The organism is Thermosulfurimonas marina (assembly GCF_012317585.1).
GTDB classification, from domain to species: domain Bacteria; phylum Desulfobacterota; class Thermodesulfobacteria; order Thermodesulfobacteriales; family Thermodesulfobacteriaceae; genus Thermosulfurimonas_A; species Thermosulfurimonas_A marina.
Genome location: NZ_CP042909.1, coordinates 1,652,521 through 1,678,870, shown reverse-complemented (window position 1 = coordinate 1,678,870; position 26,350 = coordinate 1,652,521). Strand labels below are relative to the sequence as shown.

The 26,350-nt window shown below is 55.5% G+C and carries 32 protein-coding genes and 1 pseudogene; 16 read left to right on the top strand and 17 right to left on the bottom strand.

Going from position 1 to position 26,350, the window contains the following annotated elements:
* Positions 1-20: 20 nt before the first annotated feature.
* The 9 genes from flgB to FVE67_RS08710 are packed head-to-tail and all read left to right on the top strand — an operon-like array spanning position 21 to position 6,667.
* Entirely contained in the window at positions 21-416 is a 396-nt protein-coding gene (gene flgB, locus FVE67_RS08750) for a flagellar basal body rod protein FlgB (RefSeq protein WP_168720212.1), read from the top strand.
* Between the two features lie 3 nt (positions 417-419).
* Complete coding sequence (gene flgC / locus FVE67_RS08745; protein WP_168720211.1) at positions 420-827, top strand: flagellar basal body rod protein FlgC; 408 nt, start codon at positions 420-422, stop codon at positions 825-827.
* 10 nt (positions 828-837) lie between these two features.
* Positions 838-1,125, top strand: a complete 288-nt coding sequence (gene fliE / locus FVE67_RS08740) for a flagellar hook-basal body complex protein FliE (protein WP_168720210.1) — start codon at positions 838-840, stop codon at positions 1,123-1,125.
* Positions 1,126-1,138: 13 nt separating this feature from the next.
* Positions 1,139-2,692 (top strand): flagellar basal-body MS-ring/collar protein FliF, encoded by a 1,554-nt coding sequence (fliF, locus tag FVE67_RS08735; RefSeq protein ID WP_168720209.1) that lies wholly within the window; start codon positions 1,139-1,141, stop codon positions 2,690-2,692.
* A 1-nt stretch (position 2,693) separates the two neighbouring features.
* A complete protein-coding gene (gene fliG / locus FVE67_RS08730; RefSeq protein ID WP_168720208.1) occupies positions 2,694-3,704 on the top strand; it encodes a flagellar motor switch protein FliG in 1,011 nt (336 codons plus the stop codon).
* Positions 3,697-4,410 (top strand): FliH/SctL family protein, encoded by a 714-nt coding sequence (locus tag FVE67_RS08725; RefSeq protein ID WP_168720207.1) that lies wholly within the window; start codon positions 3,697-3,699, stop codon positions 4,408-4,410. Before fliG ends, FVE67_RS08725 begins: the two co-directional genes overlap by 8 nt.
* Positions 4,400-5,707: a FliI/YscN family ATPase gene (locus FVE67_RS08720; RefSeq protein ID WP_168720206.1), complete on the top strand. Its 1,308-nt coding sequence runs from the start codon at positions 4,400-4,402 to the stop codon at positions 5,705-5,707. The genes FVE67_RS08725 and FVE67_RS08720 overlap by 11 nt, the downstream gene beginning before the upstream one ends.
* The gene (locus tag FVE67_RS08715) at positions 5,704-6,144 is read left to right on the top strand and encodes a flagellar FliJ family protein (protein WP_168720205.1); all 441 of its coding nucleotides are present in this window, start codon (positions 5,704-5,706) and stop codon (positions 6,142-6,144) included. Before FVE67_RS08720 ends, FVE67_RS08715 begins: the two co-directional genes overlap by 4 nt.
* Positions 6,131-6,667 (top strand): MotE family protein, encoded by a 537-nt coding sequence (locus FVE67_RS08710; protein ID WP_168720204.1) that lies wholly within the window; start codon positions 6,131-6,133, stop codon positions 6,665-6,667. Before FVE67_RS08715 ends, FVE67_RS08710 begins: the two co-directional genes overlap by 14 nt.
* On the opposite strand, the gene tatC is transcribed toward FVE67_RS08710, so the two are convergent.
* The 3 genes from tatC to hcp form a co-directional block, all read right to left on the bottom strand.
* The gene (gene tatC / locus FVE67_RS08705; RefSeq protein WP_168720203.1) at positions 6,654-7,364 is read right to left on the bottom strand and encodes a twin-arginine translocase subunit TatC; all 711 of its coding nucleotides are present in this window, start codon (positions 7,362-7,364) and stop codon (positions 6,654-6,656) included. The genes FVE67_RS08710 and tatC overlap by 14 nt on opposite strands.
* On the bottom strand, positions 7,361-8,185 hold the full coding sequence (locus tag FVE67_RS08700) for a phosphoribosylformylglycinamidine synthase subunit PurQ (protein ID WP_168720202.1): 825 nt from the start codon (positions 8,183-8,185) through the stop codon (positions 7,361-7,363). The genes tatC and FVE67_RS08700 overlap by 4 nt, the downstream gene beginning before the upstream one ends.
* A gap of 80 nt (positions 8,186-8,265) precedes the next feature.
* Positions 8,266-9,879 (bottom strand): hydroxylamine reductase, encoded by a 1,614-nt coding sequence (gene hcp / locus FVE67_RS08695; protein ID WP_168720201.1) that lies wholly within the window; start codon positions 9,877-9,879, stop codon positions 8,266-8,268.
* Positions 9,880-10,092: 213 nt separating this feature from the next.
* On the opposite strand from hcp, the gene FVE67_RS08690 reads away from it, so the two are divergent.
* Positions 10,093-10,482 (top strand): hypothetical protein, encoded by a 390-nt coding sequence (locus FVE67_RS08690; protein ID WP_168720200.1) that lies wholly within the window; start codon positions 10,093-10,095, stop codon positions 10,480-10,482.
* 3 nt (positions 10,483-10,485) lie between these two features.
* Here FVE67_RS08690 and pyrE read toward each other — a convergent pair whose 3' ends face one another.
* The 3 genes from pyrE to cas2 are packed head-to-tail and all read right to left on the bottom strand — an operon-like array spanning position 10,486 to position 12,179.
* Entirely contained in the window at positions 10,486-11,025 is a 540-nt protein-coding gene (gene pyrE, locus FVE67_RS08685) for an orotate phosphoribosyltransferase (RefSeq protein ID WP_168720199.1), read from the bottom strand.
* Positions 11,022-11,906, bottom strand: a complete 885-nt coding sequence (gene argB / locus FVE67_RS08680) for an acetylglutamate kinase (RefSeq protein ID WP_168720198.1) — start codon at positions 11,904-11,906, stop codon at positions 11,022-11,024. The genes pyrE and argB overlap by 4 nt, the downstream gene beginning before the upstream one ends.
* Positions 11,907-11,948: 42 nt before the next feature.
* Positions 11,949-12,179, bottom strand: coding sequence for a CRISPR-associated endonuclease Cas2 (gene cas2, locus FVE67_RS09425; RefSeq protein WP_246167892.1), 231 nt, complete (start codon positions 12,177-12,179; stop codon positions 11,949-11,951).
* Positions 12,180-12,582: 403 nt separating this feature from the next.
* Between cas2 and FVE67_RS08670 the strand changes: the two genes are divergently transcribed.
* Entirely contained in the window at positions 12,583-13,551 is a 969-nt protein-coding gene (locus FVE67_RS08670; protein WP_210534596.1) for a hypothetical protein, read from the top strand.
* A gap of 246 nt (positions 13,552-13,797) precedes the next feature.
* Here FVE67_RS08670 and FVE67_RS08665 read toward each other — a convergent pair whose 3' ends face one another.
* The 3 genes from FVE67_RS08665 to FVE67_RS08655 are packed head-to-tail and all read right to left on the bottom strand — an operon-like array spanning position 13,798 to position 15,513.
* On the bottom strand, positions 13,798-14,520 hold the full coding sequence (locus FVE67_RS08665; protein WP_168720195.1) for an HD-GYP domain-containing protein: 723 nt from the start codon (positions 14,518-14,520) through the stop codon (positions 13,798-13,800).
* A 48-nt stretch (positions 14,521-14,568) separates the two neighbouring features.
* On the bottom strand, positions 14,569-15,156 hold the full coding sequence (locus FVE67_RS08660; RefSeq protein WP_168720194.1) for a hypothetical protein: 588 nt from the start codon (positions 15,154-15,156) through the stop codon (positions 14,569-14,571).
* A gap of 21 nt (positions 15,157-15,177) precedes the next feature.
* Complete coding sequence (locus FVE67_RS08655) at positions 15,178-15,513, bottom strand: hypothetical protein (RefSeq protein WP_168720193.1); 336 nt, start codon at positions 15,511-15,513, stop codon at positions 15,178-15,180.
* 181 nt (positions 15,514-15,694) lie between these two features.
* Here FVE67_RS08655 and FVE67_RS08650 point away from each other — a divergent pair, with 181 nt between their 5' ends.
* From FVE67_RS08650 to FVE67_RS08640, 3 genes are all read left to right on the top strand, one after another.
* Positions 15,695-15,928 (top strand): hypothetical protein, encoded by a 234-nt coding sequence (locus tag FVE67_RS08650; RefSeq protein WP_168720192.1) that lies wholly within the window; start codon positions 15,695-15,697, stop codon positions 15,926-15,928.
* 254 nt (positions 15,929-16,182) lie between these two features.
* On the top strand, positions 16,183-16,872 hold the full coding sequence (locus FVE67_RS08645) for a uracil-DNA glycosylase (protein WP_168720191.1): 690 nt from the start codon (positions 16,183-16,185) through the stop codon (positions 16,870-16,872).
* A 124-nt stretch (positions 16,873-16,996) separates the two neighbouring features.
* Positions 16,997-18,415 (top strand): RNA-guided endonuclease InsQ/TnpB family protein, encoded by a 1,419-nt coding sequence (locus FVE67_RS08640; protein WP_168720190.1) that lies wholly within the window; start codon positions 16,997-16,999, stop codon positions 18,413-18,415.
* 56 nt (positions 18,416-18,471) lie between these two features.
* On the opposite strand, the gene FVE67_RS08635 is transcribed toward FVE67_RS08640, so the two are convergent.
* Positions 18,472-19,188 carry a hypothetical protein gene (locus tag FVE67_RS08635; RefSeq protein WP_168720189.1) on the bottom strand — a complete coding sequence of 239 codons (717 nt, stop codon included), beginning with the start codon at positions 19,186-19,188 and terminating at the stop codon, positions 18,472-18,474.
* A 78-nt stretch (positions 19,189-19,266) separates the two neighbouring features.
* Here FVE67_RS08635 and FVE67_RS08630 point away from each other — a divergent pair, with 78 nt between their 5' ends.
* Positions 19,267-20,292, top strand: a complete 1,026-nt coding sequence (locus FVE67_RS08630) for an IS630 family transposase (RefSeq protein WP_168719201.1) — start codon at positions 19,267-19,269, stop codon at positions 20,290-20,292.
* A gap of 34 nt (positions 20,293-20,326) precedes the next feature.
* On the opposite strand, the gene FVE67_RS08625 is transcribed toward FVE67_RS08630, so the two are convergent.
* From FVE67_RS08625 to FVE67_RS08615, 3 genes and pseudogenes are all read right to left on the bottom strand, one after another.
* Positions 20,327-20,605: a hypothetical protein gene (locus tag FVE67_RS08625; RefSeq protein ID WP_168720188.1), complete on the bottom strand. Its 279-nt coding sequence runs from the start codon at positions 20,603-20,605 to the stop codon at positions 20,327-20,329.
* Positions 20,606-20,624: 19 nt separating this feature from the next.
* Positions 20,625-22,203: pseudogene (locus tag FVE67_RS09640) on the bottom strand (RNA-guided endonuclease InsQ/TnpB family protein).
* A gap of 263 nt (positions 22,204-22,466) precedes the next feature.
* The gene (locus tag FVE67_RS08615) at positions 22,467-22,964 is read right to left on the bottom strand and encodes a metal-dependent hydrolase (protein ID WP_168720187.1); all 498 of its coding nucleotides are present in this window, start codon (positions 22,962-22,964) and stop codon (positions 22,467-22,469) included.
* Between the two features lie 122 nt (positions 22,965-23,086).
* On the opposite strand from FVE67_RS08615, the gene FVE67_RS08610 reads away from it, so the two are divergent.
* Entirely contained in the window at positions 23,087-23,638 is a 552-nt protein-coding gene (locus FVE67_RS08610) for a hypothetical protein (RefSeq protein ID WP_168720186.1), read from the top strand.
* 396 nt (positions 23,639-24,034) lie between these two features.
* Here FVE67_RS08610 and FVE67_RS08605 read toward each other — a convergent pair whose 3' ends face one another.
* From FVE67_RS08605 to FVE67_RS09635, 4 genes are all read right to left on the bottom strand, one after another.
* A complete protein-coding gene (locus FVE67_RS08605) occupies positions 24,035-24,730 on the bottom strand; it encodes a type IV toxin-antitoxin system AbiEi family antitoxin domain-containing protein (protein ID WP_210534594.1) in 696 nt (231 codons plus the stop codon).
* A 48-nt stretch (positions 24,731-24,778) separates the two neighbouring features.
* Positions 24,779-25,657 carry a nucleotidyl transferase AbiEii/AbiGii toxin family protein gene (locus FVE67_RS08600; RefSeq protein ID WP_168720184.1) on the bottom strand — a complete coding sequence of 293 codons (879 nt, stop codon included), beginning with the start codon at positions 25,655-25,657 and terminating at the stop codon, positions 24,779-24,781.
* A gap of 236 nt (positions 25,658-25,893) precedes the next feature.
* On the bottom strand, positions 25,894-26,121 hold the full coding sequence (locus tag FVE67_RS09510) for a TM1812 family CRISPR-associated protein (protein ID WP_168720183.1): 228 nt from the start codon (positions 26,119-26,121) through the stop codon (positions 25,894-25,896).
* Positions 26,078-26,347 carry a CRISPR-associated DxTHG motif protein gene (locus tag FVE67_RS09635; RefSeq protein WP_425505358.1) on the bottom strand — a complete coding sequence of 90 codons (270 nt, stop codon included), beginning with the start codon at positions 26,345-26,347 and terminating at the stop codon, positions 26,078-26,080. Before FVE67_RS09635 ends, FVE67_RS09510 begins: the two co-directional genes overlap by 44 nt.
* Positions 26,348-26,350: the final 3 nt, after the last annotated feature.

The following is a 26,350-nucleotide window of genomic DNA, read 5'->3' as shown; positions in this document are numbered from 1 at the left end:
AATCTGGCGGAGGGAAGGACATGTTCGGTAGGGTCTTCGAAAAAACCTGGAATCTCGTGGCCCAAAGCCTTAAACTGCGCAATCTGCGGCAGGAGCTTCTGGCCTCCAATGTGGCCAACGTGGACACCCCGGGCTACCGGCGAAAGGATATCCCCTTCCGCAAACTCATGGAGGCCTACCTGGGAGAGGGGGAACTCCCCCTGCGTCGCACCCGGGCCAAACACCTTTCCCAGGTGAAGATCCCGCCCGAGCCCGAGGCCCTGGAGGCCCCGGAGACCGGGACCCCGAACAACGTCTCTCTCGAGGAAGAGATGTCCCGGCTCATGGAAAATCACCTCCTCTCCCAGGCCACCCTTCAGGCCCTTAAGAAGGAGATCGAGATGCTCCGCGAAGCCCTCACCGAAGGAGGTAAATAAGCCATGAATCTCCTCACCGCTCTGCGCATCGCCTCCACTGGGCTCACCGCCCAGAGGGTAAGACTCAACATCGCCTCCATGAATCTGGCCAACGCCCAGGTGACCCGCACCGCCGAGGGCGGGCCTTACCGGGCCAAGGAGGTGGTCCTTGAGGCCCACCCCCTGGAGGAGGACCCGGCTCTGGCGGAAGTGCGGGTGAAGGCCATCGTAGACGACCCCTCCCCCTTCAAGGAGGTCTACGATCCCTCTCATCCCGATGCCGACGAGAGGGGCATGGTGAAGTATCCCAATGTGGACGTCCTCACGGAGATGGTGGAATTGCTTTCCGCCGGCCGGGCCTACGAGGCCAATCTTACCGTGATCACCCTTACACGGGATCTAGCGGTAAAGACCCTGGATCTCCTACGTTAGGAGGTGCCCCATGAAGGTCAATCTCAATCCCTTAAAAAATTTTCCGGGCCAAGGGCTAGAAAAAAAGTCCGTCCAAGAAAACACCTTCGGAGAACTCCTGCGGCAGAAGATCCAGGAAGTGGATCGGGATCAAAAGGCCGCCCTTCGGGCCTTGGAGGATCTGGCCGCCGGACGCCAGACCGACCTTACCCAACTCACCCTGGCCCTCACCCGGGCCGACCTTTCCTTCAAGCTCCTTTTGAGGGTCCGCAACAAGGTGCTGGAGGCCTATCAGGAGATCATGCGCATGCAGATCTAAAGGAGGCTCCTAGATGAAACTACCCCAGCCCCAAGAGGTGGCCGCCCAGCTCCAGACCTTTTACCGGGGACTCGACCGGCGGCAGAAGTTTGTTCTCGCTGGGTCTCTGGTATTGCTCACCGCCCTTTTCGTGGGCTTCATCCTCTGGGTCTCTCAGCCCCGCTGGGGACTACTTTACCGGGGACTTCCGGAGGAGACCGCCGGAGAGGTGGTCAATTATCTCAAGAGCAAGAACATCCCCTACAAGCTTGAGCCCGACGGGACCATTCGCGTGCCCGAGGAAAAGGTGGCGGAGCTGCGCATGGAAATCGCCGCCCAGGGTCTGGTGGGCGGTCCGGGCCCGGGTTTTGAACTTTTCGACAAGGGACAGATCGGGGCCACGGAATTTCTACAGCGGGTAAATTATCAAAGGGCCTTGGAGGGGGAGCTGGCCCGGACCATCATGGCCTTGCGGGCGGTGAAATACGCCCGGGTGCACCTGGCCCTCCCCCGGGAAAGCCTTTTCATTGAAGAAGAAAAGCCCCCCAAGGCTTCGGTCTTTGTGAGTCTCAAGCCCGGCTTTCACCTCAGCCGCAAAGAGGTCCTGGGCATCGTCAACCTGGTCTCCGGGGCCGTTCCCGGACTCACCCCGGAAAATATTACCGTGGTGGACCTCAACGGACGGGTGCTTTACCGAGGGGAAAAGGAAGAGGAAAGGTTTTCCGCCACTCAGCTGGCCTACAAACACCGCTTGGAGGAGGCTTACAAGGAAAAGGTAGAGACCCTGCTTTCCCGGGTGCTGGGGCCAGGGCGGGCCGTGGCCCAGATCTCGGTAGAAGTAGACTTCGACCGAGGGGCCGTGAGGGAGGAAAGCTACGACCCGGAGATGGCGGCCGTAGTCTCGGAGTCTCTCGAGGAAAGTCAAAAGAGTGCCCAGGGCGTGGGAGGCCCTGCCGGAGTCAAAGGGGCCCTGGCGGGCAAGGTGGAGGGAAGCCTTTCTCCGGCCGGCCAGAGCGGGACCTCCTCCCGGAAGAAAGTCATCCGCAACTATGAGCCCAGTCGCACGATTAAAGAGATTTCCCTCTCCCCGGGCAAGCTCAAGCGTCTTTCCGTGGCGGTGGTGGTGGATCAAAAGGCCCTCCCCCAGGGCCAGGAAGGTGCTAAACTAGAATGGATAGAAAAACTGGTTAAGGGGGCCGTAGGTTATAATCCCGACCGGGGGGATGTGGTTGAAGTCTCGGCCCAGCCTTTCCGGATAGAGGAGGTGAAGGGCCCGGCGGTGTGGTTGGAGTATCTGAATCGCCTGATCAAGCCCCTGGTGGAACTCCTGGTCATCCTGTTGGTCCTCCTCCTGGTAGTGCGTCCACTGCTTAAGGCCCTGCTTGAGAAAAAGCCCGCCCCCGAGGCCCTGGAAGGGGTAGAGGCCCCGGGAGAGCTCCCTCCTGAAGAAGAGGCCAAGCCTCTGCCCCACGAGATGGCCTTGGGAATCGTCCAGAGCAGTCCGGAGCGGGCGGCGGTACTGGTGAAAAAGTGGCTCCTTGAAGAAAGCGCCGAAGAAAGGGCCAAGGCCCTGAAGGAGGCCGCCTAAGATGGCCAAGCTTGATCCGGAAAAACTCACCGGTCCTCAAAAGGCGGCCATCTTCCTCATGGTCATGGGGGAAGACTTCACCTCCGAGGTCTACAAGTATCTTGATGAAGAAGACATCAAGCGCATCGGGGTGGAGATGGCCAAGCTGGAGTATGTTCCGGCGGAGGCCGTAAAGAAGGTCCTGGAAGAGGCCAATCTTGAAGCCAAGGAACTCATGTCGGACCTCAGCGTCTCTCCCGAGGAGTTCCTGGAAAAGAGCCTGGTGCGGGCTTACGGGGAAAAGGGCAAACAGCTCTGGGAGGAGATCCGTAAGGAACTCGGGCCGGAGACCTTTAAAAAGCTCAAGAAGCTCGACCCCAAGACCGTGGCCAACTTCCTGCGCAACGAACACCCCCAGACCATCGCCATCGTCCTGGTGCACCTTGAGCCGGATCTAGCGGGACAAATCCTCCAGTTTCTTCCGGAAAAGATCCGTTCTGAGGTCCTCCTAAGGATCGCCCTTCTGGACAAGGTGGACCCGGAGATCGTGGAGGAGATCAGCAACGCCCTGGAGGAAGAACTTCAGGCCGTGAGAGGGACCTTGGGGCGGAAGCTCGGCGGCTCGGAGAAGGCCGCGGAAATCCTGACTCACGCCGGCCGGGAACTGGAAGACGAGATCCTTTCGGATATCGAGGAGGAAAACCCCAACCTGGCCGAAGAGATTCGGAAGTATCTCTTTACCTTCGAGGACTTCCTGCAGGTGGACGATCTGGCCATTCAGACCCTGCTGCGGGAGATCTCCACCGACGACCTGCGTTTGGCCCTCAAGGGGGCCTCCGAGGAGGTGCGGGAGAAGTTCTTCCGCAATATGAGCGAACGGGCGGCCACCCTCCTCAAGGAGGACCTGGAGGTCATGGGCCCGGTGCGACTTTCCGATGTAGAAAAGGCCCAGCAGAACATCATCAAGGTGGCCAAGCGCTTGGAACAGGAAGGGAAGATTATCCTCGGCCGCGGGGAGGAGGAATTTGTCTAAAATACTCAAAGGGGTGGAGGCCCTGCGGATCGAGTTCCAGGAGACCGAAAGTTTCCGGTCCCTGGAGGACTTCTTTGCCCCTAAAGCCCCGGAGAAAAAATCTCTCAAAAAAGAGGACCAAATCCTGTGGAAGCTTGCGGAGAAAGCCTATCGTGAAGGTTACCGTGAGGGGCTGGAGGAGGGACGGACCGCGGGATTTGAAAAGGGCTATGCGGAGGGACGGGCGCGGGCCGAAAAGGAGGCCCAGGCCCTCCGGGCCCGCCTGGAAAAAGAGTATGGAGAGAAGCGGGCACAACTCGATCAATTGCTGGCCTCCTTACAGGAGGAGATCTCTCGGGGGGTGCTCTCTCTGGACCGTGAGGTCCTAGCCCTTCTGAAACTCCTGGTCCAGAAACTCTTTTTCCGGGAATTTCTCCGGGACGAAAGCGTGATCCTGCGGGTGGTTCGGGAAGCCCTGCGGGAGGTAGTGGAGGGCTCCCGGGTGACCGTCCGGGTCCATCCGCGGGAGGCCCGAATCCTTCAAGAAACCGATCTTCGAGCCCTCTCCGAAAAGACCTTCCCCGAGATCCGGGTAGAGGCCGACCCGAGTATCTCTCCCGGAGGGTGTCTGCTGGAGACCGATTTTGGCCTGGTGGACGCCACCCTTGAAAGACGCTGGACCAATCTCCTCCGGGCCTTAGAGGAGGCGGCCGAGGGTGAAAGTTAGTCCCCTTTCCCGCTTCAAGCTGGCCCTGGCCCAGGCCCGCCCCATCGTAACCTGCGGGCGGGTGAGCCAGGTGGTGGGCCTGGTGGTAGAGGCCGAAGGCCCGGCCCTGAGGGTGGGAGATCTCTGCCGTATTGCCACCTCCTCCGGGGAAATTCTGGCCGAGGTCTCGGGCTTTCGCGACCGCCGACTTCTCCTCATTCCTCTGGGCAATCCGGTAGGCATCGAGCCCGGGGATCGGGTCTATGCCTACGAAAAACCGGTAGCCCGGGTAGGCCAGGAGCTCCTAGGCCGGGTGGTGAACGCCCTGGGGGAACCCCTGGACGGGCGACCCCTACCCTATCTCTCCGAGACCTATCCCCTCTATAACGAGCCCCTGCGCCCTTTTGAAAGAGAACGCATTCAGGAGCCCCTGGATGTGGGTATACGGGCCATCAACGCCCTCCTTACCCTGGGAAAGGGGCAGCGCGTGGCCATCATGGCTGGCTCCGGGGTGGGCAAGAGCACCCTCCTGGGCATGATGGCCCGCCACACCCAGGCCGACGTCAACGTCATCGCCCTCATCGGGGAGCGGGGCCGGGAGGTACGGGACTTTATCGAGCGCGACCTGGGGGAGGAAGGGCTTTCCCGCTCGGTGGTGGTGGTGGCCACCTCGGACGAGCCCCCGCCCCTGCGCCTCCGGGGGGCCTTCTACGCCACGGCCATCGCCGAATATTTTCGCGATCAAGGGCTGGATGTCCTTTTTATGATGGACTCCCTCACCCGCTTCTGTATGGCCCAGCGTGAAGTAGGGCTTTCCATAGGAGAGCCCCCCACAGCCCGAGGTTATACCCCTTCCGTTTTTGCCCATCTTCCCCGGCTCTTAGAAAGAATGGGACCCCGGGTGGGGGGAGGCAGTATCACCGGAATTTACACCGTCCTGGTGGAAGGGGACGACTTTAACGAACCGGTGGCCGATGCCGTGCGGGCCATCGTCGACGGACACATCGTGCTTTCCCGGGATCTGGCCCACGAGGGCCATTATCCGGCCATCGACCTCCTGGCCAGTGTGAGCCGACTTTTTAAGGATCTGGTTTCCCAGGAACATTACGCGCTTGCCCGGCGCTTGATTCGCCTCCTGGCCACCTACCGCCGGGCCGAGGACCTCATCAATATCGGGGCCTATGTGCGGGGAAGCAACCCGGAGATAGACGAGGCCCTTGACAGAATCCAGGCCATCAGGGAGTTTCTCCAGCAGGAGGTGGAGGAACGGGCCTCTTTTGAAGAGAGTGTCCAGAGGCTTAAGGAGGTGCTCGGGTGAGGCGGCCTCCCCGCATCCTGGATACCCTGACCTATATCCGGGAATTGCGCGAAGAGCGGGCCCGGGAAAGATTCGGGCTGGCGGTGCGGGCCCTGCAGGTGGCCCTCGAGGAATCTGAAGCGCTCCAGAGGACCCAGCGGGAATACTTCCAGAGCCTGGCCGGAAGGCGTCTAGATGGCGGAAGTCTCCGCCTTTGGGGAGAAGGCCTTGAGGCCACCTTTCTGGAAAGACACCGGGCCGAGGAGCGTCTGCGGGCCAGAGAAAAGGAGGTAGAGACCCTTCGAGCGGAGCTGGCCCGGGCCCATCGAGAAAGACGGGCCGCGGAGACCTTAAGAGAAAGGCGCTGGCGCACCTGGCTGGCCGAAGAAGAAAAGCGCTTCCTGCGAGAAATGGACGATCTCACCCTGATGAGGAGGGCCCGCCTTGGACGGCCGTAAAATCCTTCTAGCCCTGGCCTTAGTGTTGGTCCTCAAGGCCGGCCTGGGACTTTTCTTTCTGGAGGCTGGCGGCCCAGGGGTAAAGGCCCAGGAACCCTCCCCTTCGGAAAACGCCTCGGCTCCGTGTCCTCCGGAGCTCTTCGAGGCCCTGCGCCTAGAGCGGGCACGCCTGGAAGAACGCCAGAAGGAGATCCTCCTCCGGGAAAGGCGCCTCAAGCTCCTTGAGGCCCAGGTGGAAAAGCGCCTTACGGCCCTTCTCGAACTGGAAGACACCCTTCAGAAAAAGCTCCAGCGCCTGGAAACCATCGAAAATGAACGCTTCAAGCTCCTGGTAAAGGCCTATTCCGAGATGCGTCCTTCTAAGGCTGCCGGGCTTCTCATGAGCATGGATCCGGAAATGGCGGTCAAGATCCTTTCGGCCATGAAAAGCGACCAGGTGGCCCGGATTCTCGCGGCTATGCCCCCGGACAAGGCCGCCCCTCTGGCCGAAGCCCTTTCCGGGCTCCCCCCTAAGAACTTTTAGGCCGCAGGAGACGGGCTCCCAGGAGCCCCACCTCGAAAAGAAGATAGAGGGGAACAGCCATAAGGCTCATGTTGAAGACATCCGGGGTGGGGGTAAGCACCGCAGCCAGAATGGCGATGATCAGAATGGCGTGCCGGCGAAAGCGGGCCGCCTTATAAGGATCAAGGAGTCCGATCCGGGCAGCCAGCATCATCAAAAGGGGCACCTCGAAGATGAGTCCAAAAGCCAGAAGGAAAAGGCCCACAAAGTTTACAAAGTGACCCACGGAGATGGTGGGAACCAACTCCCCTCGACCGAAGGAAAGAAGAAAACGCATTCCGTAGGGAAGAGAAACGAAGAAACAGAAGGTCATCCCTCCGTAAAAGAGGAGGCTTCCTCCCAGAACCAGGGCCAGCCCACTCCTCCAGGAAAGGCCGTAGACCGCGGAAAGGGCCCGCCAGAGGAGGTAAAGGATAAGGGGAAAGGCCACGGTCAGGGCCAAGATGAGGGCCAGCTTGAGGACCGCCAGCCAGGACTCCGCCACCCCGAAAAAGGCCAACCGCTGACCGAAATGGCCCTCAAGCCAGAGGAGAAGCCTGGGGGCCGTCCAGAGAAAGCCTAGAGTCAAAAGAAAAAGAAGGAGCAAGATCCGGAGGAGATAACGCCGTAGAACCAGAAGGGCACGCACCAGGTCCTTGAGCGGGGCTTCCTCACTCATGAAAGAAGGGTCTCGCGGAGATAGGCCACCGCGTTCTTAAAGAGCTTGAGGCCCGGGGTCTCCGGGGGCAGCTGCTCCCGCGTCCAGCGAGGATGATTGGTGAAGTGGTTGAAGGCCTCGGGGTGCGGCATGAGGCCGAAGATACGCCCTGTGGGATCACAGATTCCGGCAACGGCCTCCACCGAACCGTTGGGATTAAAAGGATATTCCTGAGTGGGACGCCCGGTTTGAGGATGGGCATACTGGAGGACGATCTGCCCCTTCCGGAAAAGCTCCCGGAGCACATCCTCGTCCTGGGCTACGAACTTGCCCTCCCCGTGGCGCACAGGAAAATAGAGCAAGCCGGAAAGGCCCCGGGTAAAAACGCAAGGGGAGTCCGGATTGACCCGCAGCCACACCCAGCGGTCCTCAAAGCGCCCGGAATCGTTGTAAGTGAGGCTCACCCTGCGTTCTCCATAGCGGCCCCCCAGGGCCGGAAGGAGCCCCAGCTTCACCAGGAGCTGGAAGCCGTTACAGATCCCGATAACCAGCTTTCCGGCCTCGATAAATTCCAGGATCTGGTCAAGGAGCCTCTCTCCGGAGCCCACCACCCGGGCGTGCCGCAGACGATGGGCCGCAGCCTGAGCCGCCCCCAGATGATCCCCGTCAAGAAATCCCCCCGGGAAACACAAAAGATGGTAATCCCGGAGGTGTTTTTCCCCGTAAAGAAGTTCGGAAAAGTGGACGATTTCGGCCTCCGCTCCGGCCAGCCGCAGGGTGTGAGCGGTCTCCCGCTCGCAGTTGATCCCGTAGCCGGAAAGCACCAGGGCCCTGGGTTTCATGTCCCAAGTTTTAGAGTATTTTTGGAATCTTCGCAAGCGCGAGAGGAGAAAAGGGGCGGGCCTGAGCCCGCCCCTTAGGTTTAGCCCAGAATGGCTCGCAGGTCCTCGTCCGGGGTGGAAATGGGCCGGAGGTTATACTTTTCGGCCAGGAATTTCAGTACGTTTTCGGAAAGGAAGGCCGGAACACTGGGCCCCAGACGAATGTTCTTGATCCCCAGATAAAGAAGGGTGAGGAGGATGGCTACGGCCTTTTGCTCATACCAGGAGACGATCAGGGACAGCGGAAGCTGGTTTACGTCCACATTGAAGGCCTTGGAGAGGGCCAGGGCGATCTGGATGGCGCTATAGGCGTCGTTACACTGCCCCACGTCGAGAAGACGCGGGATGCCCCCGATCTCCCCCAGGTCCTTGTCGAAGAAGCGGAACTTCCCGCAGGCCAGGGTAAGGATAAGGGTGTCTTTGGGGGCCTTCTCCACGAATTCGGTGTAATAATTGCGCACGGGTTTGGCCCCGTCACAGCCTCCCACCAGGAAGAAGTGCCGCACGGACCCGCTTTTTACGGCCTCGATCACCTTGTCGGCCACGGAAAGGACGGCGTTGCGGGCAAAACCGGTCATGACCTCCTTCCCAGGCCGGTCCTCAGGAAAGCCCCCCATCTTCTTAGCCATCTCGATCACCGGGGCAAAGTTTTCGTCCGGAATATGTTTTACCCCCGGAAAGCCCACCGGCCCCAGGGTAAAGACCCGGTCCTTATAGGAATCCTTAGGAGGCATGAGGCAGTTGGTGGTCATGACAATGGGCCCGGGGAACTCCGGAAATTCCTTCTGTTGGTTCTGCCAGGCCGTTCCGTAGTGGCCTACCAGATGTTTGAACTTCTTAAGTTCCGGATAGCCATGGGCGGGAAGCATCTCTCCGTGGGTATAGACGTTGATCCCCGTGCCCTCGGTCTGCTTGAGGAGCTCATAAAGGTCCTTGAGATCGTGCCCGGAGACCAGGATGGCCGGACCGGCCTTCTGTCCCAGAGAAACTTTGGTCGGCACGGGATGGCCGAAACTTTCCGTATTCCCGGCATCCAGAAGTTCCATGGTGCGCAGGTTAATGCGCCCGGCCTCCAAGGCCCGGTTGACCCAGTCTTCGAGAGAAAGATCGTCCCGGTAAAGATCCACCAGGGCCTGCTTCATGAAGCGATAGACCTCCTCGTCCTCCTTGCCCAGCTTGGCCGCGTGGTAGGCGTAGGCGGCAATCCCCTTGAGGGCGTAAAGCACGGTGAGCTTGAGGGAGAAGATGTCCGGGTCTTTGGCCTTTTCGGGCCGGAGCTCCACCTCCTCGCCCTGCTTGATCATCCCTTCTATGGTTCCCGCGGACTCAAAACGGGCCGCCTCGGAGACCTCGCTTACCCCGGCCTCGGACCGCAGCTTCTCCCGCCACTCCACCGCCCGGCGAATGTAGTCTGCTATGCGCTCAGGATCGAAATTCACGTTAGTAAGGGTGGAAAAGAGGGCCTCGCAGAGGAAATGATCCACCTCCCGGTTCTTCACCCCCTTCTCCTCGGCCTTTAAGGCTACCTCCGAAAGGCCCACCAGGGCGTGCACCAGAAGATCCTGCAGCTCATCCACCTCGTGCGTTTTTCCACAGACCCCGATCTTAATACAGGCCTGCCCTTTAGCGGTCTGTTCACACTGATTACAAAACATAGCCTTCACCTCCTTAATGGATTTTTTCTATCCAGTTTAGAAATTTAATCCCTTCTCTCCACCCCGCCTTGACCTGGATCAAAAGCTTTCCGAAAATAAAAATATGGTTCTTAAACGTCTCTTGTCCACCGGGCTTGGGGAAGGCGAGCCCCTGGCCCTTTACCTTGCAGGACTTACGGCTTACTATTTAAAAATAATTTTCAGGAGGCGGCCATGAAAAAAATCCTCTGCGGATCCTTACTCCTGGCCCTTTTGATCCTGGCGGGGCCGAGCCGGGCGGAGGTCCTGCGCACGGTAGAAAAAGAGGTCTATGCAGTCTATCTCGTGCCCGCCCCTCGAGGCTTTCCCACGGAGTTGGGCTACGTCATGACCAACTTTGGGCCGGGGAATATCAACTTCCTGGAAAGGGTGGATGTGGTAGTAGACCGGGAAGGCCGGGTGCAGGGCCTTCAGGTGGTCTATACTCCTCCGGACGGCTTCCGGAGGCATGTCTTTTTGAGCGGGCCTCGGTCCCTGGTGGTGGAGGAGGCCCGACCCGGGTCCCTCAAAAAACGCATCCTCTTTCGGGTGATCACCACCGACGAGTTGAATCAGCTGGACTAGACCCTATCTCAAAAAATCCGCAAGGGTAAAAAGGCTGCGCAGGGGCAGGCCTTCGGCGGCAAGCCTTTCGCGCCCCCCTTCCTGGCGATCCACCAGGGCCACCACCCCTACCACCGAAAGCCCGAAATCCCGGGCCCTTTGGGCGGCCTTTAAGGCCGAGGCCCCGGTGGTCACCACGTCTTCCAGAATCACCGCCCGCATCCCGGGGCGTACATGGCCCTCGAGATAGCGTCCAGTGCCGTGTCCCTTGGCCTCCTTGCGTACGATAAACCCCTCAAGCTCCACCCTTTCCAGCCCCGCGGCCAGACATACCGCGGCCACCAGGGGATCGGCTCCAAGGGTCAACCCCCCTACCGCCTGCGGCTCAAAACCCCGGGCCTCCTCCCAGAGGAGACGCCCGATGAGCGGAAGGGCCCGGGAATAGAGGGTCACCTGTTTACAGTCCAGATAATGAGGACTTACCTTTCCGGAAGAAAGGCGGAAACCCTGGGGCTTAAAAAGATAGGCTCGGGACTTTAGGAGCTCAAAGAGGGCCTCTTTCACGGCACAATCTCCGTTCCCACGCCCTGATCGGTAAAAAGTTCAAGGAGCAGGGCATGGGGCACCCGCCCATCGATGATATGGGCCTTGTGGACCCCGGAGGCCAGGGCCTTTTTGGCACTCTTGAGCTTAGGGATCATCCCCCCCCGGGCCACCTCTTTCTGTAAAAGCTCCTCCACCTCCGCCAGGGTGAGGCTGGAAAGGAGCCGCCCCTCCTCATCCAACACCCCTTCCACGTCGGTGAGATAGATCACCTTTTCCGCGGAAAGGGCCCCGGCCACGGCCCCGGCCACCAGGTCTGCGTTAATGTTGTAGGCCTCACCCTCCGGCCCCACCCCCACCGGAGCGATCACCGGGATGAAGCCCGCCTCCATCAGGGTATGGAGCACCCCGGGATTGACCTTCTTCACCCGCCCCACCCGGCCGATATCAATAATCTCCGGAGGGCGATCCTCCCCGGTATAGCGATAGACCTGCATCTTCTCCGCCTCGATGAGGTCCCCGTCGCGCCCGGAAAGTCCCACCGCCCGGCCCCCGTGGCGATTGATGAGACTTACGATGCTCTTGTTGACCGTGCCCACCAGAACCATTTCCACCACGCTCATGGTCTCCGGATCGGTCACCCTTTGCCCTTCTACAAAAACGGGCTTGAGCCCCATCCGCTCCATGACCTGGCTGATCTGGGGCCCGCCCCCGTGGACAATCACCGGGCGGATCCCCACGTATTTCATGAGGACGATGTCCTGGGCAAAGGCCTCCTTCAGGGCCGGATCCACCATGGCGTGCCCGCCGTATTTCACCACCACCACCTTCCCGTAGAAATGGCGAATATAGGGAAGGGCCTCGATGAGGACCTGGGCGGTATCCATCCGGATATTAGACATGTTTTGCTATATAAAGCAGGGACGAAAAATCTTCAAGGCAGGCTAAAAGACCAAATGATCTTCCGGTAAGGGACGCACCCGCTTACCGTAGCCTAAATGAACCACAGGTTTGCGACAGCTCTCACACAAACGATAATACCGCACCCGGTCTTCCAGGGCATCGATTATCTTTTCTACCGCCTCCCGCATAAAGGCAAATTCCTCCGGACTCAGACGGCATTCGAAAACACTGTAAAGTACCCGCACCCCGAAATCCTCCATCACCCGGGCCACTTTCCGGAGCCTCTTTTCGTCTGCGATGTCGTAACAAACAAGATGCTTCTTGAGGCCCGGATCCTCGACGAGCTCACTCGGCTCAATACCGCTAAAGCCCTCACCAAAGGCGCTGAGATCAACGCCAAACTTCACGAAGAGGTCTACGCCACCATGCCCTAGCGGAGGTCGCGTACATGATCGGTGCTTTCTTAAACCGTTTTCGCGACAGAATTTCCTCGAAACGCCAACCCCCGCGTCCGCCGCCCGCAGACGCGGATTTTTCCTCGGGCGCTTTTTCTCTCGGCCGCTCGCCATCGATTACGAAGGCACCCTCTACAACGTCGAAACCGGCGAACGCATACCCCCTACCGAAGCGGGACGCTACCGTATCTTGCACATCACCTCCGTCCGCTCGCACGTGATGCGCGATCGGCTTGCGGGACGGTTTTCCTACACTTACCGCACGCGCGACGGCAAGTACCTCATGGCCTCCACTCTTACTCTGCCCTTCCTGCGCGATGCCGCGGCCGACCACTACCAGAGCGCCGCCGTGCTTTTCACGGCGCCTGCCGTGGCCATAGCCTGCATCGGACACCGCTACGAAGTCATCCACCTTCCCAAAGATCCCTCCGAAGCTCGGGAAGCCCTCTCTCGGTTCGCCTCGAACTTTTATCAGGGCATCCGATACGTCAGCGTCCCCTTAGATAAAGCCGTCGCTTTAGTCCAGCCAAAGAGTAAGAAACCCCTCATCGGCGCCGTGGTGGGCGGACTCGCCCTCTGCCTCTCCTTACTTCTTGGTGGAAACAGAGAAAAGACCCCTACCCTACCCCCTCCTCCGCCGCCTAAGGCCCAAACCGCTCGTCACACTGTCGTGGATCCCCATCTCATCGCTATGTGTCGCTCGAGAACTATCATCCTCCGAGCCTTCCGAGAAGGACTGCGGGCGCAACGTGACCTCGGGTTTCTAGGTGACGTCGCTTTCGATGGCAACGGACGTTTTGGCCTCTACTACCCGTTGCCTCTCGCTAACACCAAACGCGTAAACGATTTTTACGTTCGCACCGTAATCGTCGCGCCGACCGCCTCACCCGTTTGTGCTCCGCCTGAACTTTCGCCCTCCGATTGCCTCGCGACGCTCTTTACCTACCACCCCGAAATCGAAGGACAGTCCGCCACCGGGTTCGTCCTGCGGTTTGCCGGCACCTATCCCATCGAAAAGGTCGCTCACCTGCTCGCCGCTCTCGCTAAATGTCCCGCCGTGGTGCGCGGCAACGTCGCCTTCCGCGATCCCTTCAGGCGCGACCTCGCCTTGCACGTAACCGTCCTAAAACATACGCCGCAACCGGCCAGTTCCCTCAACACCGCCTCAACGCCGCTCGCTAGCAACTAGGGAAAGGACAACTCCGGTCAGATTTTTTCTGATTGGGTCGGATCGGTTCCGATTGAATCCGATTCATTCGGAAAATTCGGACTTCTCCAGTCAAGTTTTTCGGAAAATTTCGGAAAATTTCGGAAAAAACGGAGTTCTCTAGTCAAGTTTTTCGGAAAATTTCGGAAAATTTCGGAAAAAACGGAGTTCTCTAGTCAAGTTTTTCGGAAAATTTCGGAAAATTTCGGAAAAATTGGAGGGTTTACGTTACTGTAAAAGAGAAGCCTGAAGGAGCGGACAGGTCGGATTTGGGCACTCCGGACAGGCCGCCTCCGCTACCGGCGTGATGAGGCGTAAGGCCGCCCGAGTTACCTCGGGATCAAAAATTTTCCCCTCTCCTTGGCGCAGGAACTCAAGCGCCTTCTTCGGGTGCCAATCGGCGCCGCGATAACCCCGCGGGAAAAGCAACGCATCCGCCGCGTCTACCACTCGGGCCACTCGGGCCAGGAATGGAATCGAACGCCCCCTTAAACCTCGGGGATAACCGCTACCGTCCCAATTCTCATGATGATACAGGGCTATCTCCCGCGCGAGGCGCAACCCGATCGTGGTTTCAAACCTTCCGAGAGGACTTTTGAGACGCCCCGCCCGGTGCCATTCCCGGAAAAACTCGAGTATGTTCTCCCCGAACTCGGTGTGACGCTCCACCATCTCGCGCTCGGCGGACGTGAGGCGACGTCTTTTTGAAAGGAACGCCCAAGGGATAGCCATCTTACCGACGTCGTGAAGCTGAAAGGCCAACCAGAGTGCTCTGGCGGGCACCTGTCCCCAGAATTCAAAATGCCCGCACTCGCTAACTACCGCTAGTCCCAACGCCGCAAACCGCAAGCAGTGCCCCGGCGTGCGCGCCACCTCAAAGTCAATCCTCGAAAGCAACCGCAAGGCGCCCTCAAGTTCGTATTTAAACCACCCTCCAGCCGGAATGAACATCGTTTCGCTCCTTTGGACTCGCTTCGGAAAATGGACGTATAGCCGGCTTTACTGCCGTCTTGAACCGAACAACGCTTCTCGTGTGGTCTCCTCAAGAAAAGCCAGAACCCGCTCCCATTCGTCTCGGGGTAAGCTCAAATAGCTCCCCCGATCCTGACGCACCGCGAGCACAAAAAGATCCGCCCTCTGCACAAAACCGCTTCTTATCAGGCGCCCCATACCACGGGTGTCCCGAAAGGCCTCGTGCCACATGATCAACGCCTCGAACACCTCAAGCGCCGTTTGCCTGTGGCTTCCGTCGGGATCCGGGTACTCCAACGCTATGTCGTACACCACTCGCTCCGGGGGACGCCCCTGCGCGAGGTTGTTCTCCGCCTCCGAAGTCCAGACTCGCCAGCTCTCAAGCACCACCCCGGCAATGTGTTTCATCACCTTTAAACGCCGCTCGCCTTCGTTCGGCTCAAAAAAGTCAAAAATACCTTCGGGCCGCACCCGCTCGTCCCGCACCCGATGGGGAAACCGATAGGTAAAAAGGAAGTCGCTCTCCTTGAGCGTCATACGTAGAATGTGCGCGATGGTGTGCTGATCCCCTATAAGGGGAAGTATTTGCACTCGAATAAGCTTGTCCCTCACCACCACCTGCCTCCTCTCCCCGGATTACCCTTCCATCTCAAAAGCCTCCTCCGCGGCCTGCATCATGGCCTTCACGCTCGCACTAACCCGTTCGTCCGCCAGCAGTCGGTCAAGCGGCACCATCACCACTGGGACCGCCTCGTTCAGACTGCGCACGGTGTGAAAGTGCTCTCCTGGCATAAGGGGACGCCAAATCAGATCGCCTCCGTCCCAGAGGAGGAGAAACCCGTTCTCGTAGGGCAAGAACGATCCCTTGATGACGTACGCTTCCAGCATCTCGGTGCGTTTCTCAATGTAAAGCACGCCCTCGGATACCTTGCCTTGGTAAACTTCAAGGGGTGCCCTCTCCCTCTCTTCCATGACATCCTCCTCAATCGCTTTATTGTTCTCTCCTTCCCTTCGCGCGCCTTCTTGAGTATGGTCTTACGGCACTTAAACGGCAAGCTAACTTCTTTCCTTGAAACCGTTTCGGAGGCCGGAACTGAGATATGTGATGTCCCACAGAACGCAAGGATCACAAAGAAAGGGAGGATGTGAGGTTATGGACCATGAGCTCACCTATGAGGCGATTAAGCGAGAGGTCTTCGTCAACACTATCAAGCAGGCCGACCGCCTCATAAAGCGCGGGTTGGATCAATGCGGGCGCCTCGTGGAAACCACCGATCCCGAGGAGCGCCGCCACCTCGGGTTCGTGCTCAACATGACTCTCATGCGACTGCTAACCTTGTTCCGAATTCTCACCTTCTCAACCCTTATAGGGGAACCACAAACATAGGGGACTACAAACGCTTGGCAAGGGCCTGTACTACCTCGGTGTATCTCATACCTCGCTCCTCCCTTCTTTTTTACCACTAAATTAACATAACAAACACGAACCGCTTAACGCCACACTGAATTCGTCGCAAGCAAACCCTGCGTCTTTCACGGCCCTTCTCCGAAACCTTTAAACGCCAAGGGATTTCGGGGTTTCTTTTTCAGTTGGAGGGGATGTTAAGATAGAACTGAAAAATTCAGATTGGAGGAGAAAAAATGGCAAGACCGGAAAACGAAACGCAGGCGGTTAGCGTGCGGGACGCGTTGCAACGTCTGCACCAAGAAATCACCTCCTGTCACGCCTGCAACCTGCGGAACGGCGCGAGACTTCCGGTGCCAGGTTCGAAGATCGCCGAAATCCCGGATTTGCCACGGGTGCCGCTGTTGATCGTTGGGGAAGCGCCCGGACGCGAGGAGGACATTCAGGGGGCACCCTTCGTCGGTTGGGCGGGCAAGTTTCTCCGCAACGTCCTCAGACGCACTTACCTTACGGATCTGACTTACATCACCAACCTGGTCAAGTGTCGCCCGCCGGAAAACCGCGATCCCGAGCCCCAGGAAATCATCGCTTGTTCGCCACACCTCGACCGTCAGATTGAGATTGCCCGGCCCCATATAATTCTCGCGTTGGGACGATTTTCCGCGGGCTACATCTGGGAGAAGTTCCTCCACGAAAAAGAGAACCGTCCCTTTCCCGGGATCACTCGGGTGAACGGACAGGTCTTCCCTCTTGAGCGCAATGACGAACGCCTCTACGTTTCCTTCTTTTTTCACCTGGCCTACGTTCTCCGTCAAGCGCGGAAAGGCAACGAAGCTCTCCCTAAGCGCTTCCGCAATCACTTTTATGGATTGCGGATCATGCTCGAGGATTACGGCTACCCCATGCGCCCCAAGCGCTATCGATAACTTTTAAGAAATTTTTTATCTTTTGCGGGCGGGAAGACCCCTCCCGTAAGGGAGGGGATGAAAGCCCGCAGGTACGTAAGCCTTTGAAACTAAACAACCGTAAATATAAATTACAACCGCAGAGATGAAAACAAAAAGAGCAATAGTCTTTGAACTAAATCATCTAACAGAGGAACAGGAGATAATCCTCGGATACCTTACCTATCATGCAGGAAGACTCTGGAATCAAGCAAACTACCTCATAAAGAACAAGTTAGCAAAACCCGATTACAGAGACCTGTATAACAAGCTCAAGGGCGAATCCCTACACTTACGCTCCTTACAATCTCGCTCAGCCCAAATAGTTCTTGATGAACTCTCAAGAGGATGGATTAACTTCTTCAACTTTTTAGAAAATCCTGGAAAATTCAAAAAGAAAGGAATAAACATTGTCAGACCACCCAAATATGTAAACCCTGAAAATCCTCACAGAGTAGTAACGTGGGACAAAACAGGATTCAGAATAGAAGGAAGCAGAATTAGACTTTCACTGTCAAGGAGTTTAAAGAAACACCTATTAGAAAAGTTTGGAATTTCTCCTGAATACCTCTGGATAGAAACGGGATACAGAAAACTCAAAGACTTGAAAGTTCTCAACATACAGATAGTTCCGTATAAATCGTATGGACACATAAGCTATAAACTTGTTGTGGTGTATGAGTTAGAGATTCCGAATAGGAAGCCACAAGGGAACAAGGTCTTAGCGATAGACTATGGAGTATCAAACTTTGCAACCTGCGTGATAGAGGGGAACCCTGTCTCCTACATCATAGATGGGAAAGGGTTGAAGACACTTCTGTGGAAGAAGCTCAAGAAAATAGCTAAACTTCAAAGCAGATTAGACAACCTTAAAAACAAAGGAATTCCGACGACTGCATTAGAGAAGAAACTCCACAGACTCTGGAAGAGCGTAAAGAACTTGCTAAGAGACTTTGCCCACAAGGTAAGTAGTCTCATAAAGAGACTTGCAGTTTTAAGTGGAGTAAAGACGGTAGTGATAGGAAAAGTTCAAGAGTCAAAGAACAAGGGAAACAACTTAGCCGACCTTGTAAATCAGATGTTCAAGCTGCTGCCTCACGGGAAAGTAACAGAATACCTGACTTACAAGCTCAAAGAGGCGGGTATAGGAGTTAAGCTAATAGACGAGAGCTATACTTCCGTTACCGACTCCTGCGATGAAGAAGCAGGGGTAACAAAAAAGAGCAAAGGTAACGGAAGGAGAGTAAAGAGAGGACTTTTCCTATCACCGATTAAAGGGCTCATCAATGCAGATGTTAACGGAGCGAGGAACATCTTAAGGAAGTTCAAGAGGAAGTGGTTTGACCTTGTAACGGGACTTGGGAAGGTAGTAAGGGTAAGAATCTACAGAATGAGCGAAGGTATCTCCGAATCTCTGCTTTTTGCGGGGATAGGAGTATGTGGTGGAGTGAACCCGCCACGAGGGATAAGGACTGGAAAAACCAGTCAAACTCCCTCAGAAGCTCCGTCCGTAAGGGCGGAGTAGTTCACCGATAAAAGATAAGAAAAAAGTTATCGATAGGGTTCATTGGGGAACGAAAGTTATACGCCCGCGGGGGATTTTTGTTTTTCACGCTCTTCACGGCGTTTGAGTTCGTTTTCCCGAATCTTTTTGAGGCGTTCCGGGTCGCTTACCGGCCAGAGCACCCTGCCCTTTTCAAGAAAATCCTTGTAGTACAGCAGGGCCAAACGTATTCGTCGATCTTTAACCGCGCGGGCCACCACCGCGGGCGGTATGTTGGTCTTTTCTCGTATGCGAGCGAAGCTTTTCGCCGCTCTCTTAGGATCAGTTAGGTCAAGCGGATCCCGAACGCCGAATTCCTCGGCGAGCGTCTGCTCAGGAGGCGTTGTTTTAATGCGCTTAAGGAGCGTTTTTTCCGAGGGCACCTGTCTTATCTTTATGCGCAACGCGAGCCATACGACAATGCCAACAACCGCTCCTACGACGCCCACCCTCAAAGGCGAGGCCTGTGAGTTCCACACCGCTTGAAAAAAATGCGTAATAGGCACGTTAATCGCCGCGGAAGGATGCGTCAAATAGTACCACGCCGCCTTGAAGAAGGCCGTCCCCACCCCCGCATCAAACGCCATGAAGGCTTCGAGGCCCTTTACCGCGAGCACGCCGGCGTAAAGCAAACACCTCAACGGCGGAATCAGGACGAACGCCAACGTTACAAAAGTGCCGAACACGAGAACAAAAACGGAAACCAGGATAACGTCCTGTACCGGATCTTCATGATCGGACGGTCGGAACGCCATATCCCTACCTGACCATCAATTTATTAAGAGGTGCAGAAAATGTATGACATGAAAGAATTTTTGTGGTAGTCTTCCCCTATGAAAGACGCTCGCTATTTATCCCCAAAAGCTCAAGAAGCCATAAGACTTAGAGCCGTCCGAGCTGTCCTCAATGGCCAGTCTCAAACCCAGGTGGCTCAAACTTTTGGTGTGGCCAGAGGGACCATTTCAAGATGGCTCAAAATCTATCGGGAAAAAGGCGAAGAAGCCCTTTTGGCCAAACCTCGCGGACGACCTAAGGGAGGAAAGCTTAAGGGTTGGCAGGCGGCGCTGATTTGCAATCTCATAAGGGACAGATGTCCAGACCAGATGAAGCTTCCCTTTGCTCTTTGGACTAGAGAGGCTGTGGGGCAGCTCATAGAGAGGAAGTTTGGGATCAAGCTATCGGTATGGACGGTAGGGCGGTATTTGAGGCGGTGGGGCTTTACGCCGCAGAAGCCTTTGAAGCGGGCCTATGAGCAGAATCCTAAGGAAGTAAAGGCGTGGCTTGAGGAGGAATATCCACGGATCAAGCAGAAGGCCCGAGAGGAAGGAGCGGAGATTTACTGGGGAGACGAGACAGGGATCAGGTCTGACCATCAGGCAGGAAGGAGTTGGGCCCCTAAGGGGGAAACACCGGTGGTGGAAGTAAGCGGCAAGCGATTTCAGTTCAACATGATATCGGCCATAAGCAACCGAGGGAAGATGAAATTCATGATTTTTGGGGAGCGGTTTAATGCGGAGATATTTATCGAATTTTTACGAAGACTCATAAGATCCAACGAAAAAAGAAAGATATTTCTGATAGTTGACAATCATAGGGTACATCATGCGAAGAAGGTGTCAAAGTGGGTGAGTAGACATAAAGAAGAGATAGAGATTTTCTTTTTACCGAAATACAGTCCGGAGCTGAATCCGGATGAATATCTGAATCAAGACGTGAAGACAAACGCAGTGGGAAGGAGGAGGTCCCGGACGAAAGAAGAATTGATGGGCAACGTGAGGAGCTATTTGATGAGCACGCAAAGGCAGCCAGAGATAGTGAAGAGTTACTTCCGTGCTCCGGCAGTCAGATATGCCATGTAATGTCACACATTAATTGCTCGGATTAATAATATATTTAGTACCTCGCAGGCTCGGAGGTGACGAGGGGTGTTCCGCCCTCTTTCCGGTAATCCCGTCCGCTACGTGACCACACGATGAGAGCGTAGCGATAACGCCCTCCCTTGACCGGCACCACGTAGAACCGATCCGCCGGAGGCGCGACTTCCATGCGAGCAAGCTTTTCTTTCACCGCCGCTTCGTAGCTTCCGTAAAAACCGAGCACGTAAAGCTCGCCGCCTTTGCCTTCGAGGAGCTCCTCCCACGTGCCCGCTTTAAACCGGGCGGGAGTGCTCAAGGTACAGAAAAACAGGGCATCAGGTTTCAACCTTAGTCAAATAACCCTGTTTTTCCGTCCACCCTACGGGAGCTAAAACCTCCCGCCTACTACCTCCTATCCCATAGAGGGACTCGGAGGATACTTGCAAGTAAAGAAAGTCCACAAGCTTGAACCTCACAGGATTACAGAGCTTGATAAACAGAATTTTCAGGTTCTCATAAAAGCTTAGTTTAAGGAGCTTTGCTCCCACCCTCAGTATGTTCAACGCTCCTACAAGGTCTGCGTGAAAAACTTTGTTCATAACCCTGTCCTTAAAGAGGTTCCCGTTCCTGCTACCCTTCCTCAGCTTCCTTATCTCTTTATCAATCTCCTTTTTTCTTCCTTCATCTTCCTCCTCTGACTTCAATTTCCCGAGCTCCTGAACCCTCAACACATCAGCAAAAGGAGAAGTCTTTGACGTATAGCTCTCATCTACCTCTACAACTTCCATTCCGAGCTCCCGAGCTTTGTATTTGATCAGCTCTATAAGTTTCCTGAACGGAATTGACACAAACTCCTGATTGGTCTTCCTCCCTAACTCTATCTCGTTCTTGCTATCAAGAGCGTTCTTCCCTATGTAAATTACCCTGTGTCCTGTCTCGTGGAGCAAATCTACTAACTTCCTCGCTATCTTGTGCAGGTTGTTGTCAATCCACCTCTTCCTGTGAGCTGATAAAACCTTCTCCTTTATCTCAAGTTCCTTCAGCTTTTTCTTAAAGTCTCTTCACATCTTCGTAATCTCCGCTCTTTATCTCATTCCTCAGGTAATCCATCTGAGACCTTAGCTTCGCCTTTTCTTTGTTAAACCACTGATTGAAAGCTTTTATCTCCTTTCCCGAGACTATGAAGCTCTTAAGCTTAGGATTTTCACTTACAATGGATATAAGCTCGTCAAGCCCTATATCTATCCCCGCTCTGTATTCTCCTTTCGGTTCTCTCTTTTTTACTTCCTGCTCGTAAACAACATCCACATAAAGGTCATCTCCGAAGAACTTGAGTCTTACGGAAGAAACTCTATGAGGGAAATCTTTGGGTAGTTTCACTTTGAGGTATCTGCCGCTCCTGAGTTTGATTATAAGACTATCTTCTTCCTGTCTGAAAGTGTTAGCGTTTCCTTCTGCGGAGAAGTTCATCAAGTATCTGAGTTTTTTAGGCTTAGGAGGTCTGGGCATTTCTTTGAACTTCTCAGGATTATTCCTGAAGCTCTCAAGGGATTTGAAGAAACTCCTGAAGTCCTTTATAACCTGACGAATAACAAACTGGATGTAATGGGAATTGTCTATCTTCTCCTTCTGAGCTTTAAGTCTCTCAAGAAGTTCCCTTAATTCAGAATTGCCCTCTACATTCTTTAAGGTCCTTTCAAACTCCTCTCTGTATTTGCCTGAGTAGTTCTTGGCAACCAGACCGTAAAGGATGGACTGGTTTAGCAGATGCTTCCTGTAGAGGAGGTAGTATTTTCTTATGAGTATTATGAGCATGTTTCTGAAGTGAGCGAGGTCTAAGAGGAGAGTCCTTACTCTTTTCTTTTTCTCCTTTCCGCTCACTCTTATGGAAAGGACTCTCTTACCTGATGACACCCTCTACCACCTTCCTGAGCTTTCTTCTATTTGAATAATACTTCATAGAGAAGGAGTGTAGCAAGGTCTTGCGTAGATAACTGTTTTCCTTTGAAAAGGTTTTCCCATAGTCTCAAGAAGATACCTGTAAACGCTCATGTCGCTAACCTTTCCTTCGGGCTAAGAACAAAATAACAAATCGCTTTTCCACGCCCCAACCCGCTCAATTCCGTTCACCATAACGGTTTCCGGGAACGTGCGATGTGACGGTGAGTCCTCAAAGGTCAGAAGAGGCCTGCCTCGCGGAAGAACACCTCAAGGTGAGCCGCCACGAAGCGGTAGTGTTCCCGAAAAAGCGTCACTATGGCGAGGCCTCCCAGCACCGCCGTGAGTATCGTTTCCGGCGTTGATCCCGTTCGGAAAAAACGCAACCCAAAGGAACGCCTCCTCGGGGAAAGCAAAGGCACCCTTCCTGTAAGGGCGTCTTCAACGATGTGAGCGAGACATCCCACGGCGAACCAGAGCACCCCAAAAGCCACCCACGCCGGAAACGCGGGAGCGGTTTTCAGGCCGTAGAAAGCGAGGAGGGCCGCCGCCAAATAGGGGACAAACCAGTGGCTTCCCTTCCGGTGGGCGTAACGGGGTACCCTCCCACACCACCAGACGAATTCGATGAAGTCGGGAAAAACGCTGCTTAGGGCGGCGATCAGGGCGGCGGGAAATGAGTGGGTGATAAGGTAGACCGCCGAAAAAGTGATCGTCTTGTGGGCGCGCCAAGTCATGGTGAGGAAGAAAGTAGCGTGCGGAGGAGAATCTGGGTCGCGGCTAGGGGGCTTAGGAGGCTTCCCGAGGGCGAGAGCGCTACTTTGTTTTTTAGACCTAAAATCTAGGAGGAGGCCCTAGAATGGGTAGGTATTATAAGATTGCTATCCTTTTGCTGGCAGTTTGTGCCTGCATCTCTTGGGAAATGGATTCTTCAGCGGGGACTCTGGGGACAACGGACGCCACCCTGCAATCGTCCAATCTCCGCTTTTCCGCAGGGCAGGCGTTCTCTGCTTGGGGGACCGGGTCTTCTGGCATGAAAGTTTACGCTTTTGTGGGACCCACTCTGAAGGACTTGTCTCGGAAGGACTTGGCTGTTTATAAAACAGTAATTCGAACTTTTGGTGTGGCGGTGTTTGCTAAGAAATATGTGTGGAATAAACCGCCGGTGGTGAAATGGAGGCGAGCTGCTTTTTGGAAGGGATTCCTTTTTTCGTCGTCGTCGAATAGTTTTTTTTATGATCAAAGTGAATTTACTTCTTCCAGCAACTATGGAGGGGGGGTGTTTCTGGAAGTTTTTAAAGAAGAATGGCAGGGATTATGTGCGTATAGAATGCCGTCATGCTTGCCGGTGCACCAAAATAGAGTGGCCGATCTGTGTTTCGTATTCCTGTCCATTGGTACGAAGCGTTGATATAGATCTCCAAAACCCTGGCACGCGCGTTGTTTTCCGAAATTTGAAGGTGAAATATTGCTTTGGGCTGCACTATGGATTAGGATATTGCGGAGGTGATTCGTGGAGAAAATATGCAGGCCTTGCCTGCGCCTATGGCTATTGGACTCTCACGACCGCTCCCGATCGTGTGTGCTTGTCTGGATGGTGGGATAGGGTTTACCAAGATGAGACGTGTCATTTCGGTGTAATCGCTTACAGGAATTACCCAATACCTAAAGCTTGTGTCGTGCGGATTGAGTGATTTTTCTTTACTCAAGGAAGGCCTCACCTACCTGACGGGTTAGACCCACATCACCCATTGGGCCTTCCCCGCAATCAAAATTGAAAAGCTTGACCGATGAACCGTCAAGCCGATCAGGCGGCGGGTTGTAGGGTTCTGGGAGTGAACTTTCGACCTTTCGGAGTCTTCAGTCCAAGACTCGGGCCGATCTGAACGATCCCTCTCCTTTCAAGCTCCCCTAAAAAACGCAAAACGCTCTCCCCGCGCCCCGAAGGATGATTGCGGAGACGCTGGGCGAGCTCTTCAAGATCCACCTCATCCCAGTAGATGTCGCCCGCGAGTTGCCTCAGGTAGCTCCACTTTCCCTCGATGCCTCCGCGCACGCAGAAAAGGTCCGCAAGGGCGATCTCGGTCGGGGCCACCTTTCCGAAAAGATCGGTTGGCGCTCTTTTCAGGGAGCGTACCTCCACCGGATACCTCGCCCCGCCGGGGTATTCAAGCGTGAAGGGTCGCTTTGAACGCCAGGCCCGCGGGGTCATGATGGTGATGGTGTGGATCCCTTGCGAGAGGACACCCTCAAGGGAGAGCGCCCGCTCCATGCTCACATAGGCCGGCCAAGCGACGGTCACCGCGACCTCATCCGGATCCGGTAAGTCACCCGCGAAGGCGTACCATCCTTTGCAAAGACGCCAGAGGATTCCTTCCCGCACCGCCCGGTGCGTGATTACCCGCAGGGATCGTGGGTTCAGCCGCCCGACGGCGCCAAAATGTGTGGCAAGATCCTGGAGGGAAAACACCCGGCGCCCCTCGAGAGCTCTCTTAAACTCCATCCATTCTCTATACCGCATTGCCGTTTTCCTCCGTTTTCCTTGCTGTTTTTATTTTGGTGTCGGAGACGGCGTTTTTCGTGGATGTTCGTTCGCCGGTTCGGTTCCCGCGGCGCGTATTCTCTCAAGCAGGACCTCGAACAACCCTCCCCGCGAGAGCGTTTCCTCCGCGAAGCGGAGGACCTGCTCGCAGTAGACATACGCTACGAGCTCGCTCGCGCGGTGCATCGGAAGCGCATACCTTGTGAAGGTCGTCCGGAGATCCTCAAGGGCCTCGGGACGGTTGAGCCACTCCCTGAGGCGCCCTACCCCTTCCCGGAATTCGCTCGTACTCAGGCGGTAATCCCTAAGCTTGCGAGCGACGAGTTCCACGAGAGCATCGAGAGTTTTCGAAAGAGCTTCGGGATGCAGGAGCCCTCTGCCCTCCCCTAGGAAGTAGAGGTCGAGCACGTCGCGCACCTTGGGTTCTCCCCAAGAGCGTGCTCGGGCCACGAGTGCCACCACCTTGTCGGCAAGGATCTCAAAGGGATCCTCCACCGCAATGAGAGCCCGTTCAAGAGGTTTTACCGTGACGCGGTAAGCGGCGACATTTGCGATCTTAACATTGACGCGGGTCTTGCGTCGTTCGCCCTTTACTGAGGCTTTTACGATAAACCGCAAGACATCTCCCTCTCTCTTTTGACACTTGAGCTCGGCGGACTCTGCCTCCTCAATGAGGGCGGGGATTAGTCGCGTCGCCTCTTTTAACGCCTCTTCGATCGTGGCGGAATCTTTTGCCGGGTGATCGAGGTTGTTTCGGTGCTTTACAAAATCGAGATCCTCCGACCAGCGCACATTCTCATAGAAGAAATAAAGACACGACCCGCCGTGGAACACATACCGCGAGAAGAACCCCTTGGTCGCAAGCGCCCACAAAATCACCCTCTGCATCCGAACCTGCACATTCTCCGCGTCATGCCCCTGCCTCGACATCATTGCTACCCCTTTGCTGGCGTAAGCTTGTTAACAATAATGTTAGCAACCTTTCGTTGATAGGGCAAGGGTTTTCCGGTTCGCTTTATCTTTCGCGGGCGAAAAGGCCCCTCCTCCCCTTTATCCCTAGCTATTCGCCTCTGACGTCTTTTTGAGGGCGTTTGGGTCGAAAGGCTTGCCTCGAGCAAACATCCCTAAAATAGCTCTCGCCACCAGGTACAGAAAAACAGGGCATCAGGGAGGTCCCTCCCCCGCGTCTCCTTTAAAATGGGGGCTATCTCCCCTCTTACCAGTTCGTAGAGGCGCTCGGCCAGGCCGTAGCGCAGGAATTCCTCCACCGCAAAGGACCACTCTAAAAGAAGGGCGTAAGGAGTGAGATCAAAAACCGGGGCCACCCGTTGCTCCTCCGGGAGATTTTCCACTTTTTTTAGGAGATCCCAGAACTTCAAAGGCCCCGTAATAAATACCCCTTATCCTTATCCCCTTAAGGACCCGGGCATAGGAAAGGGCTACCAGGTTGAGCATGGGAAGAGAACGAAAAGAATGCGTAATGTCAAAAAAGACCTCCTCTCCTTCCGACAGGTTTTCTATTACCTTACGAAAGTTGTCTCTGATCTCCTCCTCCGAACGCCCTTCCCAAACTTCCACGGG

Coding starts and splice junctions, on each gene's coding strand:
- FVE67_RS08670 (WP_210534596.1), top strand. CDS start 12,583: ATGCGCGATCGGCTTGCGGGACGGTTTTCCTACACTTACCGCACGCGC.
- FVE67_RS08665 (WP_168720195.1), bottom strand. CDS start 14,520: ATGTTCATTCCGGCTGGAGGGTGGTTTAAATACGAACTTGAGGGCGCC.
- argB (WP_168720198.1), bottom strand. CDS start 11,906: ATGTCTAATATCCGGATGGATACCGCCCAGGTCCTCATCGAGGCCCTT.
- FVE67_RS08610 (WP_168720186.1), top strand. CDS start 23,087: ATGGGTAGGTATTATAAGATTGCTATCCTTTTGCTGGCAGTTTGTGCC.
- flgC (WP_168720211.1), top strand. CDS start 420: ATGAATCTCCTCACCGCTCTGCGCATCGCCTCCACTGGGCTCACCGCC.
- fliG (WP_168720208.1), top strand. CDS start 2,694: ATGGCCAAGCTTGATCCGGAAAAACTCACCGGTCCTCAAAAGGCGGCC.
- fliE (WP_168720210.1), top strand. CDS start 838: ATGAAGGTCAATCTCAATCCCTTAAAAAATTTTCCGGGCCAAGGGCTA.
- FVE67_RS08605 (WP_210534594.1), bottom strand. CDS start 24,730: ATGGAGTTTAAGAGAGCTCTCGAGGGGCGCCGGGTGTTTTCCCTCCAG.
- FVE67_RS08640 (WP_168720190.1), top strand. CDS start 16,997: ATGAAAACAAAAAGAGCAATAGTCTTTGAACTAAATCATCTAACAGAG.
- FVE67_RS08645 (WP_168720191.1), top strand. CDS start 16,183: ATGGCAAGACCGGAAAACGAAACGCAGGCGGTTAGCGTGCGGGACGCG.
- flgB (WP_168720212.1), top strand. CDS start 21: ATGTTCGGTAGGGTCTTCGAAAAAACCTGGAATCTCGTGGCCCAAAGC.
- FVE67_RS08635 (WP_168720189.1), bottom strand. CDS start 19,188: ATGGCGTTCCGACCGTCCGATCATGAAGATCCGGTACAGGACGTTATC.
- FVE67_RS08615 (WP_168720187.1), bottom strand. CDS start 22,964: ATGACTTGGCGCGCCCACAAGACGATCACTTTTTCGGCGGTCTACCTT.
- FVE67_RS08655 (WP_168720193.1), bottom strand. CDS start 15,513: ATGGAAGAGAGGGAGAGGGCACCCCTTGAAGTTTACCAAGGCAAGGTA.
- FVE67_RS08600 (WP_168720184.1), bottom strand. CDS start 25,657: ATGCAGAGGGTGATTTTGTGGGCGCTTGCGACCAAGGGGTTCTTCTCG.
- FVE67_RS08690 (WP_168720200.1), top strand. CDS start 10,093: ATGAAAAAAATCCTCTGCGGATCCTTACTCCTGGCCCTTTTGATCCTG.
- FVE67_RS08700 (WP_168720202.1), bottom strand. CDS start 8,185: ATGAAACCCAGGGCCCTGGTGCTTTCCGGCTACGGGATCAACTGCGAG.
- tatC (WP_168720203.1), bottom strand. CDS start 7,364: ATGAGTGAGGAAGCCCCGCTCAAGGACCTGGTGCGTGCCCTTCTGGTT.
- fliF (WP_168720209.1), top strand. CDS start 1,139: ATGAAACTACCCCAGCCCCAAGAGGTGGCCGCCCAGCTCCAGACCTTT.
- FVE67_RS08630 (WP_168719201.1), top strand. CDS start 19,267: ATGAAAGACGCTCGCTATTTATCCCCAAAAGCTCAAGAAGCCATAAGA.
- FVE67_RS08650 (WP_168720192.1), top strand. CDS start 15,695: ATGGACCATGAGCTCACCTATGAGGCGATTAAGCGAGAGGTCTTCGTC.
- hcp (WP_168720201.1), bottom strand. CDS start 9,879: ATGTTTTGTAATCAGTGTGAACAGACCGCTAAAGGGCAGGCCTGTATT.